Annotated in this window: 12 protein-coding genes; 7 read left to right on the top strand and 5 right to left on the bottom strand. The window is 72.0% G+C overall.

Annotated features, from left to right (window positions below; genetic code table 11):
- The 3 genes from IEZ03_RS17495 to IEZ03_RS17485 form a co-directional block, all read left to right on the top strand.
- Positions 1-1,339, top strand: a 1,339-nt coding sequence (locus IEZ03_RS17495) for a serine/threonine-protein kinase (protein WP_189241214.1), incomplete at its 5' end; no start/stop codon positions are given.
- Between the two features lie 69 nt (positions 1,340-1,408).
- Positions 1,409-2,317 carry an RNA polymerase sigma factor SigJ gene (gene sigJ, locus IEZ03_RS17490; protein ID WP_184881488.1) on the top strand — a complete coding sequence of 303 codons (909 nt, stop codon included), beginning with the start codon at positions 1,409-1,411 and terminating at the stop codon, positions 2,315-2,317.
- 85 nt (positions 2,318-2,402) lie between these two features.
- Positions 2,403-2,738 (top strand): hypothetical protein, encoded by a 336-nt coding sequence (locus IEZ03_RS17485; RefSeq protein ID WP_184881486.1) that lies wholly within the window; start codon positions 2,403-2,405, stop codon positions 2,736-2,738.
- A gap of 19 nt (positions 2,739-2,757) precedes the next feature.
- Here the strand turns inward: IEZ03_RS17485 and IEZ03_RS17480 are convergent, their stop codons facing one another.
- Together IEZ03_RS17480 and IEZ03_RS17475 are read right to left on the bottom strand one after the other, a co-directional pair.
- Complete coding sequence (locus IEZ03_RS17480; protein ID WP_184881484.1) at positions 2,758-3,240, bottom strand: carboxymuconolactone decarboxylase family protein; 483 nt, start codon at positions 3,238-3,240, stop codon at positions 2,758-2,760.
- Positions 3,237-4,316 carry an NAD(P)H-dependent amine dehydrogenase family protein gene (locus tag IEZ03_RS17475; RefSeq protein WP_184881482.1) on the bottom strand — a complete coding sequence of 360 codons (1,080 nt, stop codon included), beginning with the start codon at positions 4,314-4,316 and terminating at the stop codon, positions 3,237-3,239. Before IEZ03_RS17475 ends, IEZ03_RS17480 begins: the two co-directional genes overlap by 4 nt.
- 147 nt (positions 4,317-4,463) lie before the next feature.
- On the opposite strand from IEZ03_RS17475, the gene IEZ03_RS17470 reads away from it, so the two are divergent.
- The 3 genes from IEZ03_RS17470 to IEZ03_RS17460 all read left to right on the top strand — a co-directional run bounded on the left by IEZ03_RS17470 (position 4,464) and on the right by IEZ03_RS17460 (position 8,645).
- Positions 4,464-6,095: a GMC oxidoreductase gene (locus IEZ03_RS17470; protein WP_184881480.1), complete on the top strand. Its 1,632-nt coding sequence runs from the start codon at positions 4,464-4,466 to the stop codon at positions 6,093-6,095.
- A gap of 97 nt (positions 6,096-6,192) precedes the next feature.
- Positions 6,193-7,386, top strand: coding sequence for a glycosyltransferase family 4 protein (locus IEZ03_RS17465; RefSeq protein ID WP_221480586.1), 1,194 nt, complete (start codon positions 6,193-6,195; stop codon positions 7,384-7,386).
- Positions 7,365-8,645: an MFS transporter gene (locus IEZ03_RS17460; RefSeq protein ID WP_184881478.1), complete on the top strand. Its 1,281-nt coding sequence runs from the start codon at positions 7,365-7,367 to the stop codon at positions 8,643-8,645. Before IEZ03_RS17465 ends, IEZ03_RS17460 begins: the two co-directional genes overlap by 22 nt.
- Before the next feature lie 119 nt (positions 8,646-8,764).
- Here IEZ03_RS17460 and IEZ03_RS17455 read toward each other — a convergent pair whose 3' ends face one another.
- From IEZ03_RS17455 to IEZ03_RS17445, 3 genes are read right to left on the bottom strand one after another with little or no spacing between them, the layout of a single operon-like run.
- Positions 8,765-9,619 (bottom strand): hypothetical protein, encoded by an 855-nt coding sequence (locus IEZ03_RS17455; RefSeq protein WP_184881476.1) that lies wholly within the window; start codon positions 9,617-9,619, stop codon positions 8,765-8,767.
- Positions 9,616-10,173, bottom strand: a complete 558-nt coding sequence (locus IEZ03_RS17450) for a hypothetical protein (protein WP_184881475.1) — start codon at positions 10,171-10,173, stop codon at positions 9,616-9,618. Before IEZ03_RS17450 ends, IEZ03_RS17455 begins: the two co-directional genes overlap by 4 nt.
- The gene (locus IEZ03_RS17445; RefSeq protein WP_184881473.1) at positions 10,170-11,621 is read right to left on the bottom strand and encodes a hypothetical protein; all 1,452 of its coding nucleotides are present in this window, start codon (positions 11,619-11,621) and stop codon (positions 10,170-10,172) included. The genes IEZ03_RS17450 and IEZ03_RS17445 overlap by 4 nt, the downstream gene beginning before the upstream one ends.
- Before the next feature lie 217 nt (positions 11,622-11,838).
- Between IEZ03_RS17445 and IEZ03_RS17440 the strand changes: the two genes are divergently transcribed.
- A complete protein-coding gene (locus tag IEZ03_RS17440) occupies positions 11,839-12,732 on the top strand; it encodes an esterase/lipase family protein (RefSeq protein WP_184881472.1) in 894 nt (297 codons plus the stop codon).
- Positions 12,733-12,986: the final 254 nt, after the last annotated feature.

Raw genomic sequence — 12,986 nt, 5'->3', positions numbered from 1 at the left:
CCGGCGCGAAGCCGAGATCGCCGCGAGCCTCCAGCACCCCGGCATCGCCGTGCTGTTCGACACCGACACCGATGACGGCACGCTGTTCCTGGTCATGGAGCTGCTGGACGGCACCGACCTGGCCACGGTCGCCGCCCGCCACCCCCGAGGACTCCCCGTCACCCGCGCCGTGCCGATCCTGGCCCAGCTCGCCGACGCCCTCGCCGAGGCGCACGCCAAGGGCGTGGTCCACCGCGACATCAAACCCGCCAACGTGATGCTCCTGGACGGTGACCGCACCAAGATCCTCGACTTCGGCATCGCCCGCTACGCCGAGCAGACCACCGATCTGACCGGCAGCGCCATGATCGGCACCCCCGCATTCATGGCACCCGAACAGTTCGACCGCGCAACCCCCGTCGACCACCGCACCGACCTCTACGCCCTCGGTGGCCTGGCCTACCAGCTCCTCACCGGCCGCCGCCCCTTCACCGCCGACACCGTCCCCGAACTGCTCCACGCCGTCCTGCTCACCCCGGCCCCCGCCGTCAGCGACACCCACCCCGACATCCCCGCAGAACTCGACCACCTCGTCGCCGAACTCCTCGCCAAGAAACCGGACGACCGCCCCCCGGACGCTCGCACCGTCGCCGCCCGCCTCCGCGCCATCACGGCGGCGCCGGGGGAACCACAGGCGCGGACGCTTGAGGCGACCGTCCCGCCGCCCGCCCGGGTCGTGGCCCAGACCGTGCCGCCCAGCCCGCGGTCGCGCGGCCTTGGGGTCGGCGCCAGGGTGGCCTTGGGGGCGGTGCTGGGGTGCATCGTCGTGGCCGCACTCGTCTTCATCTCCTTCCTGGCGGCGGTCATCAATCCTGGCGGGGTCCTGGTGGACCAGGGTGACTTCGCCAAGGTTCTCCCCTGCACCGACATCCGTCCTGCGGCCTTCTCCACTCCCGAATCGGAGGTCGTCATAAGAGGCGACGGGGGTTACTGCGAGTGGAGGATCAGTGAGAAGGATCCCTTGCGCAGCGTCAGCGTCATGCAGCGGGTCGTGGAGACCAGCGAGTGGACGTCCGCGGAGGCAGTGGCCCGCAAGCGGATGGCGAAGCCGGTACTGGGTTCGGGACAAGTCCGGCGCGAGGAACCGAGCCTCGGGCCGGACGCGTACTCCGCCTCGTCTCCCGACAGGCCGGACGTGTGCGAGATGGCCTTCCGGAAGAGCAACCTGATCGTCAGCGTCCGCTACACCGAGGATCACGGCCTCGACGGCGATCCCGATCCCGGAAGAGTCCGCGAGGCGGCGCTCAAGCTGGCCGGCGAGATCTCCACCAAGGTGACCGTGCCGCAGCCCGCTTCCTGATCCGGTGGGGATGTCACATTTCGGGGCGCTGGGCGACTCTAGGGGGTGAGCGCACACGGGAGGTGAGCCATGCCCGGAGGCACCGCCGAGGACGCCGCGACGCGGGTGTTCGCCGATCATCGGGAGCTGCTGTTCTCGGTCGTCTACAACCTGCTCGGCAGCGTCGCCGACACCGAGGACGTCCTGCAGGACACGTGGCTGGCGTGGTCGGCCAGGTACGGGGACGAGGACGCCGAGGAGGTCGGGAACCCGCGTGCCTACCTGGTGCGGATCGCGGTGAACACGGCCCTCACGCGGCAGACCCAGATCAGCCGGCGCCGGGAGACGTACGTGGGGCCGTGGCTGCCCGAACCGCTGGTGGGCGAGGACGACGCCGCGGAGTCCGCCGAGCGGTCCGAGGCGGTGTCGATGGCGCTGCTCGTCGTCCTGGAGACGCTGACGCCGCTGGAGCGGGCGGTGTTCGTCCTGCACGAGGTGTTCGGGTACGCGCACACGGAGATCGCCCCGATCCTGGACCGGAGCCCGTCGGCCGTCCGGCAGCTCGCGCACCGGGCGCGGGAGCACGTCCACGCGCGCCGCCCCCGCTACCAGGCGGACCCGAAGGTGCAGCGCCAGGTGACCGAGCGCTTCCTCCAGGCGTCGCTCGGCGGGGACCTGGATCGCCTGCTGACCATCCTGGCGCCGGACGTGACGCTCTGGACGGACGGCGGCGGCAAGGCCCGGGGCGGCGCGGCGCTGCGTCCGGTCCGCGGCCGCGACAAGGTGGCGCGCCTGATCACGTCGGCGACGCGGCACCGCTGGGACGAGAAGTTCGCCGTCCGCTACCGGACCGTCAACGGCGACCCGTCGGCGGTCCTGTTCGACCAGGACGCGCCGTTCGCCGTGATGGTCCTCGACCTCGCCCCGGACGGCGACCGCGTCCGGGGCATCTACGCCGTCGTCAACCCGGAGAAGCTGACCCGCATCGACGAGGAGTGATCGGGGCGGTGCGAGCGCCGGTCGCGCCGCCGGTACGGTCATGGGCTGTGGATCAATCGATGACCGGTTCCAGAGGGGTGCCGCCATGGCTGTAGTCGCCGGCACGCTGGCGTACGCGCTGCTGGGGCTCGCCTGCCTCGCCACGGGAGTGAAGACCCGCCGTGGCACGGGAGAGTACGCGATCACCCGCAAGGTCAAGGTGAGCTACGAAGAGCTTCCGCCGAGGGAGCGGGTCCGCACGAGCAATGCGCTGCTCGCCTTGGGTGCGGCGCTGCTCGTGTGCGCCACGTACAGCCTCGTACCGGACCCCGTCATAGCAGTGTTCTTCCTGACGGCCGTCACCCTCTTCGCCGTCTACGCGGTGGTCCAGAGGGACCTCCGCAGGGCCGCACAGGACATCGCGCGCACGCGGGCGGACTGAAGCGCCGGGCAGCCCGCGTTCAGGGCTTGCCGGGGATCACGCACATGGCGTCGAGGCCGAGCACCCGGTTGAGGCGGCCGAACGCCAGCCAGGAGCCGATGCACATGCTCAGCTCCACGATCTCGCGCTGGCTGTAGCGGGCGGTCATCCGCGCCCAGAACTCCTCGTCCAGGCCGTGGTGGTCGAGGGCGTAGCGTTCGGCGTACTCGGCGGCGAGGCGGGTGCGGTCGTCGAAGGCGTCGGTGGTGCGCCACTCGGTGACCGCGTCGGCGAACCCCTCCTCTACCTTCTCCCCGTCCCGGTCGGTGCGCCAGTCGAGGCAGAACAGGCAGCCGTTGATCTGCGCGACGCGGAGCCGCGCCGCCTCGAACTCGCGGAGGCCGAGGGTGGTGTGCTCGTAGACGGCGAGGGACAGGTGCGCGGCGGCGGGCCCGATGCCGGGGACCATCTCGCCCCACGCGTACTGGATCGGGTCCTTGCCGTCGGGGATGTCGAGGTTCATGGGCGGGTGCCTCCGAGCTTGCCGACGGCGGGGCGCAGCGGGACGTCGAGCGCGTCGTAGAGGCCGGGGTCGGCGTCCACGAGCCAGTCGATCGCGCCGACGAGGCGTCCGACCGCGGTGGCGTTGCCGCCCGCGGCGCGGTTGCCGTGCTCGTCGACGGCCTCGACCGTGACCTCGATGCGCGGGTCGCCCTCGATGATGACGCGGTGCGCGCCGTCGCCGTCCGGCGGCTTCGGCCAGTCGGGAGCGCAGGACGCGTGGATGCGGGTGACGTGCTCGATGACGATGCGGGGTTCGCCCTGGACGATGCCCTGGACCTCGAAGCGCACCGCTCCCTGGGTGCCCTTCTCGAAGTCGCCCATGGACTTGGTCGTCACGGTCTCGTCCAGGGGAAGGCGGTCCACGGTCTCGCGGATCTCGTCCAGGTCGACGCCGAGGGCGCGGGCCATCAGGCGGACCTGCCCGCCCCACACCATGGTGGGGACGGTCGCGGCGAGCATGGGCGGCTCGTAGTCCATCGGCTGGCCCATGCCGACCAGGTACCGGACGGAGTCGGGCTGGTCGTAGGTGGTGTAGTCGAAGATCTCCTGGCAGCGGACCACGTCGATGGTGCCGCCGAGCCCGCTCATCATGAGCGGCAGGACGTCGTTGCCCCAGCCGGGGTCGACGCCGGAGACGAACAGGGAGCCGCCGCCCTCGGCGACGGCGTCCAGCACCGCCTCCCGCATCTCGGGCGGGGCGTTGCGCTGGTCGTAGAGCGCGTACAGGGCGGGCGTGACGACCACGGCCCCGGCCCGGATCGCGCCCAGGATGTCGGCGAGGGCCTCGTCGGGGCGGATGTCGCCGGACGCCGCGTACACCACGGCCTGCGGGCCGGTGGCGAGGACGGCGTCGATGTCGGTGGTGGCGGCCACGCCGAGGTCGCGGCCGAGCCCGGCGAGGTCGCCGGCGTCCCGCCCGGCCTTGCCGGGGTCGTGGACGATCACGCCGGTGAGTCGCAGCGCCGGATGGGCGTCCACCGCGCGGATGGCGAGCCGGCCGACATTGCCCGTGCCCCAGACGATCGCGGAGATCATGCGCGGAATGTAACAGAACCCGGCACGGAAGCCAAGCAAATGCTTGGTTGCCAGAAGTGGACATGAGTTACTTTCACGTAACCGGTGACGCGGCCCGCATCCCGATGTAGAACACGTTTCAGTCTCATCGAGAGTGAGGAAGTTCACATGGCCGCCTCCACCATGCCCAATGAAAGACCCGGCGGGCTGTCCCGCCGCGGTTTCCTCGTTGGAACAAGTTCTATCGCCGGGCTGAGCGTGCTGGGCCACGCGAGCCGCGCCGCAGCGGCCGCACCGGGACCGATCGGCAACGGGGCGCACGTCCCGGCCCTGGTCATCGGCACCGGCTACGGCGGCGCCGTCGCCGCCCTCCGGCTCGCGCAGGCGGGCGTCAGCGTGCACATGGTCGAGATGGGGATGGCGTGGGACACCCCCGGCTCGGACGGCAAGATCTTCGCCAACACCCGGACGCCCGACTACCGCTCCTACTGGCTGCGGACAAGGACGAAGCAGCCCCTCAGCAACTTCCTCGGCTTCCCGCTCGACAAGGACGTCCCCCGCTACACCGGCATCCTCGACGCCGAGGAGTTCGGCGGCATCACCGTCTACCAGGGACGCGGCGTCGGCGGCGGCTCCCTCGTCAACGGCGGGATGGCGGTCACGCCGAAGCGGGCGCGGTTCAGCTCCGTGCTCCCCTCGGTCAACGCGGCCGAGATGTACGACGTCTACTACCCGCGCGCCAACGCCGGGCTCGGCGTCAACGAAGTCGACGTGTCGTGGTTCGACAGCACCGCGTGCTACCAGTACTCGCGGGTCGGACGGAAGCACGCCCAGCGGTCTGGCTTCGACTTCATGTACGTGCCGAACGTGTACGACTTCGACTACATGGAGGGGGAGGCGGCTGGAACGGTCCCGAAGTCGGCGCTCGCGGCCGAGATCCTCTACGGCAACAACCACGGCAAGAAGTCTTTGCAGCAGACTTACCTCGCCCGCGCCAAGGCCACCGGCCGGGTCTCGATCTCGCCGCTGCACCGGGTGGCGTCGGTGTCCCCCGCGTCCGGCGGCGGGTACACGGTCGTCATCGAGCAGCTCGACACGACCGGCGCCGTCACGGCCACCAAGACCGTCACCGCCGACCGCGTGTTCTTCGCGGCCGGCAGCGTCGGTACCAGCAAGCTGCTGGTCAAGATGCGCGCCACCGGCAAGCTGCCGAACCTGAACGGCGAGGTCGGCAAGGGGTGGGGCGACAACGGCAACGTCATGTGCGGCCGCGCGAACCACATGTGGGACCCGACCGGTTCGCTCCAGTCGTCGATCCCCACCACCGGCATCGACAACTGGGACGACGGCGGCGCGTTCGCCGAGGTCGCGCCGCTGCCCACCGGGATCGAGACCTACGCCTCGTTCTACCTGTCGATCACCGACACCCCGCGCCGCGCGGAGTTCTCCTACAACGCCGGGGCGGGACGCGTCGACCTGAACTGGCAGACCTCCTGGAAGCAGACCAGCATCGACATGGCCAAGTCGATCTTCGACAAGATCAACCGGAAGGAGGGGACGATCTACCGGACCGACCTGTTCGGCGTCTACAAGATCTGGGGCGACCACCTCACCTACCACCCGCTCGGCGGTGCCGTCCTCAACCGGGCGACCGACAACTACGGCCGCCTGCACGGATACCCCGGCCTCTACGCCATCGACGGCTCGCTGATCCCCGGCAACACGAGCGTCAACCCGTTCGTCACCATCACCGCCCTCGCCGAGCGGAACATCGAGAAGATCATCGCGACCGACCTGTGACCCGCCCTTTGCCCACCCCTTGACGACCGGTCCGGCCACGGGCGCGTGTGGCCGGACGTCCGGCATGGCCCGGCCCTTCCGGGGAAGCGGATGTCCCATGGACATACCCCGGACGCTCGTGATGACCGGGCACTTCCCACCGGAGCCGGGCGGGGTCCAGACGTTCACCTGGGAGCTCGTCCGCAGGCTCCCCGCCGACCGGCTGGTCGTCGTCGCGCCGACCTGGCCCGGGGCCGCCGCGTTCGACGCGCGGCTCGGCTTCCCCGTCGTGCGGCGCCGCGGCTACCTGCTGTTCCGCGGGCTGCGCCGGCTCGTCGCCGAGCACGGCGTGCACGCCGCGTGGATCCCCGCCGCCGCGCCGTTCGGCATGTACGCGCCGCTGCTGCGGGCCGCGGGAGTGCGGCGGCTGATCGCGTCCACGCACGGGCAGGAGATCGGCTGGTTCCGGGCCGCGCCGACCCGTGCCGCGCTGCGCGCCGTGTCCCGCACCATCGACGCCCTCACGTTCCTCACCGAGACGTGCCGCGCGGAGGTCGCCGCGGCCCTCGGCGACCGGACGCGGCTCGTCCAGCTCGCCGGCGCCGTCGATCCGGAGCGGTTCCGCCCGGGGCTGGACGGCGCGGGGGTGCGCCGCGACCACGGGCTCGGGGACGGGCCCGTCATCGTGAGCGTGTCGCGGCTCGTCCACCGCAAGGGCCACGACCGGCTGCTGGACGCCTGGCCCGCGATCGTCCGGCGCCATCCGGCCGCCCGGCTCGTCCTCGTCGGGGAGGGCCCGATGCGGCGGCCCCTCACCGAGCGGGCGGAGCGGGAGGCGCCCGGGACGGTCGTGCTCACCGGGCCGGTCCCCGACGCGGACCTGCCGCGCTACTACGCCGCCGCGGACGCGTTCGTCCTGCCGTGCCGCGACGACCGGCGCGGCCTCCAGGTCGAGGGCCTCGGGCTGTCGGTGCTGGAGGCGTCCGCGACCGGCCTCCCCGTCGTGGTCGGCCGGTCCGGGGGCAGCCCCGAGGCGGTCGTCGACGGCGAGACCGGCGTCGTGGTCGACGCCGCGAGCCCGGCCGAGCTGGCACGCGCGCTGAACGGCCTGCTGGACGACCCGGCCTCCGCCCGCCTCATGGGCGAGGCGGGCCGCCGCTGGGTGTGCGCGACCTGGAGCTGGGACCGGGCCGCCGCCCGGCTCGCCGCCCTCCTGCGCGGCGCCCACGCCGACCAGGAGGCCCTGCGGGGCACGCGGACCGAGGACGCGGCACGGAGGGTGAGCCCGGCATGGGACTCAAGGAGCGGCTGAACCGCCCCGGCTTCTGGCGCCTCATGGTGGGCCAGACGGTCTCCTCCCTCGGCGACTGGATGGGCACCCTCGCGCTGATGTACTTCGTGCTGGAGCTGAGCGACTCCACGACGGCGGTCGGCGGCGTGCTGGTGCTGCGCCTGCTGCCCTCGGCGGTCGGCGCACCGGTCGCGGCGCGCATCGTCACCCACTGGCCGCGGCGCGAGGTGATGATGTACGCCAACCTGGCGATGATGGCCATGGCGTTCGTGCTGCCCGTCGTCCCGCTGCTGTGGTGGGTGTACCTCTGGGCGTTCGCCATCGAGCTGGCCGCGCTGGTGTTCCTGCCCGCCCGGGACGCCTCCATCCCGTTCCTCATCGAGGACCCGGAGGAGCGCAAGCACGGCGACGAGCACGACACCGGCACGCTGGAGGTCGCGAACGGCATCACAATGGCCACCTCCTACGGGATGATCCCGGTGGGCGCCGGGGTGTTCGGCCTGGTGCTGTGGGCGACCGACGCCCTCGGCTGGGAGGGCCACTGGCAGTACCTCGCGGTGTTCTGGCTGGACGCGCTGACGTACCTGGCGTGCTATCTCGCGATCCGCTCCATCGCCGACCTCGGCCCCGCCCCCGGGGAGCGGCCTTCCGGGGACCGGAAGAAGCAGGAGGGCACGTTCCTCGAAGGGCTCCGGCTCCCGGTGGTGCGCGGGGTCCTGCCGGGCATCGCGGTCGTCGCGCTCGGGCTGGGCGCGCTGTTCTCCCTCGGCGTGGTGTTCGTCAGGAACGTCCTGGAGGCGGGCCCGATCGGGTTCGGGACCCTGGTGGCACTGTTCGGGGTCGGCGCGGTCACCGGCCTGATGATCGTCCGGCGCGGGACGTGGGACCTGATGAAGCAGATCAAGACGGCGACCGTCGTCCAGGGCATCGTGATCGCGACGATGGGATTGATCGCCTCGGTGGCGTGGGCGTTCGCCGGCGCCGTGGTGTTCGGCGGCGCCGCCACCGCCGCCCTCGTCGGCGGCATCACCTACCTCCAGCAGGGCCTGGAGGGCTACCGGCGCAACCTCGCCCTCACCGCGTTCCACGCGACCCTGCGGTTCGGTCTGGCCCTCGCCGCGCTCATCGCCGGCGCGGCGGCCGACCTGCTCCTGCACTGGGACGAGACACCGCTGGGCCTGAGACCGTCCCAGGCGGTGCTGGCCGTGTCCGGCCTGATCGTGATCGCCGGCACGTTCCTCATCCGCCGCCCCCGCGAGCCCTCCGGGGATTCCGGCTGACCGGGGTCAGGGCAGGCGGTGAACAGCTTCCGCGTACCGGCACCGGCCTGATAGGCGGCCCGGTCACACTGGTGAGTGCCCGGATGCGCAAGATGCTCCTCCGACAGAGATCAATCGCCTTACATACCGTCCGGTCGGTTTGCAAAATACGTCGGCCGCATCCGGCCGGATCTGCCGGGGACGACGGCGGCGATCACCGTGCCGGCGACACCACCGGCCAGGAGATACAGCCACTCCCGCTCCGGAACGGCCGTCCAGACGGTGGTGCCGGCCCAGATCGACCCCAGGCCGACGCCCGCGGCCCTCAGCAGGAGCGGGGACAGGGCCACCAGCAGCAGGCCCGTCAGCGCACCGGCGCCGCGCGGCACCAGCCGTGCGCCGAGCACACCCGCCGCGGCCGCCGCGCAGCCGGACGCCGCGAGCGACCAGCGGTCCAGATCCCGGAACGCGGCCGCCGCGTCGGCGGTCACCGCGCCGGAAGGGGACAGGAACACCTCCGGGGCGAGCACCCGGGCCAGGACGAACCGGGCCGCGAGGGCGAGCAGCAGACCGGCCGTGGCGGCCAGGACGGCCGGGGTGAGGGACGGCTGGGGCAGGACCGCCCGGGCCATGCCGACCCCGGCGAGCGCACCGGCCGTCAGCGCGGCCATGGCGAGCAGCGCGTCGCCGGCGGGCCAGTCCCCCGCCGTCACGAACGAGACCAGCAGGCCCGCCAGCACGAGCGCGAGCGTGACCAGCACCGCCGACACGGCCGTCTCCGGCTCGGCGTCCGCGAAACGGCCGATCCGGATGGTCCCGGACCAGGTACCGAACGCCGCCGCCGACAGCCACGCGGCCGCCAGGAGCGAGGCCGTCCAGGCGGACGGCCCCCCGGCGGCGCCCGAGAGCGCGGTGAAGCCGCTTCTGCCGGTGGGCGTGGTCATCAGCAGCACCGCGAGGACCAGGACGACCGCGGCGGCCGGACCGCCCTTCACGCCGTGACCCTGAACGAGTCGACGACGTCGTCGATCCACCGCCCGGCCTGGCCGCCGCCCGCGCCGATCACGATCATCCGGACGGCGGCGACCGACCCGCCGAGGTCGACGAACAGGTCTGTCTGGTGGAGCGTCGTCCAGCCGTCCTCGCCGTGCGGGGCGGAGTAGGACTTGCGCACCAGCTGCGCGTCGGCGTCCCGGATCCGGAGTCTCCGGCGCTCAACGAGCCGGAAGTCGCGCGCGGTCTTGCTCAGGGCGACGAACGCGTCCACCATGCGGCCCATCGGGCGTTTCCGCTCCTCGGTGAAGACCGACCACGACGCCTGGGGCGGGCGCTGCGGCGGCTCGGGGCGCAGCACCTCGAAGTCGGCGCCGCGGAAGATCCGGTTGCCGGGGTCCTGCCGCCAGCCCTTCGGATACCCGACGGTGAAGCCCTTGCCGGTGAAGACCGTAAGGCCGGGGCTGACCGGGGGCGGCTCGTCCCGTCCGCCGCAACCGGCCGCGACGACGAGCGGCAGGGCGACGAGCATCGCCGTGACCACTCGCGTCATCATGGGGTTCCTCCGTTCCCGCCCTCGGCGGCGGGCCCGGAGCTCCGCTCGCATGAATACCATCGTTGCCACTCGCCGGTGGCAGGGTCGCGGTAGTGCGCCTCGTCCAGGGTCATGCTCCGGTTGCTCGTGCTGGTGCCGAAGTCGAACCACTCGATGCCGAGGTCCAGTTCGGCGCCGCCCCGCCCCGTCTCGCCTTCGGCCTGGTAATGCTGCCGCGTCATCGTGGCTCCCGGGTCCTCCGCGAGCTCGGCGATGGTGCGCCGCCCCTGGAGGCGCTCGTCCAGATTGCCGTCGACCATGGCGCTCAGTTCGTCCGCGACGTCGGCGCGCCGGTCCGGCGGGATCTCGATGGACGTGGTGTTGACGGTGACGTCGCCGTCCTCGACCAGCACGCCGCCGCCCGCCCCGCCGCCGCTCCCGCGCTCGCCCTCGAACCCCAGGAGCAGCGACCCGCCGCGCCCGACACGCCATTCACTGGTGTTGACCGCGGTGACCCGCATCGGGTCGCCGTCGTCGTCGTACTCGACATGGAGGACGTTGCCGCCGACCCGTTCCCAGGTGAGGTCATAGCCCGCGCCCACCACCGGCTGGGGCGCCATCTCCAGGCCGATCCGGGCGGTGTCGGTGTCGGTGGCCGCGTAGTACTCGCCATGGACGCGGGTCCCGTCGGCCTCGATGGCCTCCGAGGTGCCCAGCAGCCTGGTCTCCTCGTGCCGGAGCGAGCCGCTCAGCCCCGTGCCGGCGTCCTCGCTCCCCACCGACCCGTCGACCTCGACGAACGCGCTGGTGCCGTCCGCATTGATGATCGTCGCGGGGAGGTCCATCTCGCCGGCGACCTGGAGCGGCAGGTCCTCGAACTCGGCCATGGCGTCCTCGTCGGCCGCCATCTCGAAGTACCCGCCGTGGTCGTCGATCATGTCGAGGCCCCGCCTCCTGTAGGCCTCCTCGTACTCCTCCAGCTCCCGCCGGCTCCGGGTGACGACCTGCCGCTGGTCCTCTCCCGTCCACAGCACGCCCCCGCCGATGCCGACCCCCCACCCGGCGCCGCCGACCCGGCCGCCGAGCCCGACCTCCAGGTCGATGCCCGTGCCGGACGACCGGCTGGTGGTGACCGCCATCGAGCCGTCCGCGTTGCTGTCCACCTGCGTGGTCTCCGACTCCTGGTCGCCGATGGCGATGATCTTCCGGCCCGTCGTCGACTGGTCGAGGTTCTGGTGGACGGTGCACTCGCTCAGCGCCGGGACGGCGGAGGGCGGCGCGGCCTCGCAGTCCCCGCCGAACAGCCGGCAGATCGCGGCCCTGGTCTCGCCGGCCACCGTGTCCATGACCGACGAGGCGGCCAGGACTCCGATGACGAGGGCCGAGACCAGCAGCACGGCGCCGTACTCGAGCGCGCTCGCGCCCCGGTCGGCGGCGGCGGGGCTGCGACCACGAGTGCGCTGGACCATGAGCGAAGCATGAGTGCACCTTCATCCCGGCACGAGGGTCCCCGGACCCAATGTGCCGACCCAATCGTCGCCGCGGCGAGCGGGACCGGCGCGCCCCGCCACGTCAAGTCACCGAGGCAAGAAACCTCGAACCGGATTTCCCGCCTATTGAGCCGCCCCTTCCCAAGACCGCCCTTCCGAGTCAGTATGCAAGTACTTACTTATAGGAAGGGAGACCATGCGCCCCCTCATCGCACTCGCCGCGTTGCTGCTGGCCATCCCCCTGCTCGCCACCCCCGCCCAGGCCGCCCCCGCCCAGGCCGCCCCCGCCACCCTGCCGTCCGCGCCGACCAGTGACTCCTCCCCCGACGCCCCCGTCCCCGGCCTGCTTCCGCCCGGGGTCAACGACTGGTCCTGCCGCTCCCGGTCACGGCCCGTACCGCTCGTCCTCGTCCACGGCACGTTCGCCAACGCCCTCGACAACTGGTTCGCCACCGTCCCGGCCCTGCGGAGGGCCGGGCACTGCGTCTACGCCTTCAATTACGGCGGCGCGCCGAACGCCTTCATCCAGGGCACCGGCGACATCACGATCTCCGCGCGGCAGCTGGCCGCGTTCGTCACCCAGGTGAAGACCGCCACCGGCGCCGACAAGGTCGACCTCGTCGGCCACTCCCAGGGCGGCATGATGCCGCGCTACTACCTGAAGAACCTCGGCGGCGCCGCCCACGTCCGCCACCTGGTCGGCATCGCCCCGTCCAACGCCGGGACGGACCTCTTCGGCCTGACCGAGCTGGCCGAGCGGTTCGGCATCGTCGACCTCGGCGCCTACGTCTGCTACTCCTGCTACCAGCAGGTGAAGGGCTCCGACTTCCTCACCGCGCTCAACGCCGGCGGGCAGACCGAACCCGGCGTCGCGTACACCACGATCGTCACCAAGTACGACGAGATCGTCACCCCGTACAGGTCGCAGTTCCTCACCGGGGACAACGTGACCAACATCCTGCTCCAGGACGTGTGCCCCCGCGCGATCGCGGAGCACGGCGTCATCGTCGCCAGCCCCGTCACCCACCAGCTCGTCGCGAACGCCCTGGCCCCCGAAGACCAGCAGAAGCCCGTCCGCTGCCTCTTCTGAACGCCCCACGACGTCGGTGAACGCGTCCTGGCCGCGCCCCCGCCGGCCAGGGCGACACCGGGTCGACTCCACCAGCGACGACCACACGTGATCATGTCGCTGGTGGAGTCCGGGGCCTCGGCTCGGACCTCCGCGGGAACTCAGATGTCCTCGACGTTCATGGCCCCTTCGTTGGGGCGCCGGGACAGGTCGATGCCGAGCTCCTCCGCAGCACGGAAGACGTCCTCGTCGGTGTCGCGCATCTCGATGGACAT

It is taken from the genome of Actinomadura livida, assembly GCF_014648675.1.
GTDB lineage: Bacteria > Actinomycetota > Actinomycetes > Streptosporangiales > Streptosporangiaceae > Spirillospora > Spirillospora livida.
The sequence above is the reverse complement of the archived record's forward strand: the minus strand, read 5'-3'. Positions and strand labels throughout refer to the sequence as shown.

Bases quoted from the DNA above. Each gene is read 5' to 3' on its own strand.
- IEZ03_RS17475 (WP_184881482.1), bottom strand. From the start codon at position 4,316: ATGATCTCCGCGATCGTCTGGGGCACGGGCAATGTCGGCCGGCTCGCC.
- sigJ (WP_184881488.1), top strand. From the start codon at position 1,409: ATGCCCGGAGGCACCGCCGAGGACGCCGCGACGCGGGTGTTCGCCGAT.
- IEZ03_RS17445 (WP_184881473.1), bottom strand. From the start codon at position 11,621: ATGGTCCAGCGCACTCGTGGTCGCAGCCCCGCCGCCGCCGACCGGGGC.
- IEZ03_RS17480 (WP_184881484.1), bottom strand. From the start codon at position 3,240: ATGAACCTCGACATCCCCGACGGCAAGGACCCGATCCAGTACGCGTGG.
- IEZ03_RS17465 (WP_221480586.1), top strand. From the start codon at position 6,193: ATGGACATACCCCGGACGCTCGTGATGACCGGGCACTTCCCACCGGAG.
- IEZ03_RS17485 (WP_184881486.1), top strand. From the start codon at position 2,403: ATGGCTGTAGTCGCCGGCACGCTGGCGTACGCGCTGCTGGGGCTCGCC.
- IEZ03_RS17440 (WP_184881472.1), top strand. From the start codon at position 11,839: ATGCGCCCCCTCATCGCACTCGCCGCGTTGCTGCTGGCCATCCCCCTG.
- IEZ03_RS17460 (WP_184881478.1), top strand. From the start codon at position 7,365: ATGGGACTCAAGGAGCGGCTGAACCGCCCCGGCTTCTGGCGCCTCATG.
- IEZ03_RS17450 (WP_184881475.1), bottom strand. From the start codon at position 10,173: ATGATGACGCGAGTGGTCACGGCGATGCTCGTCGCCCTGCCGCTCGTC.
- IEZ03_RS17470 (WP_184881480.1), top strand. From the start codon at position 4,464: ATGGCCGCCTCCACCATGCCCAATGAAAGACCCGGCGGGCTGTCCCGC.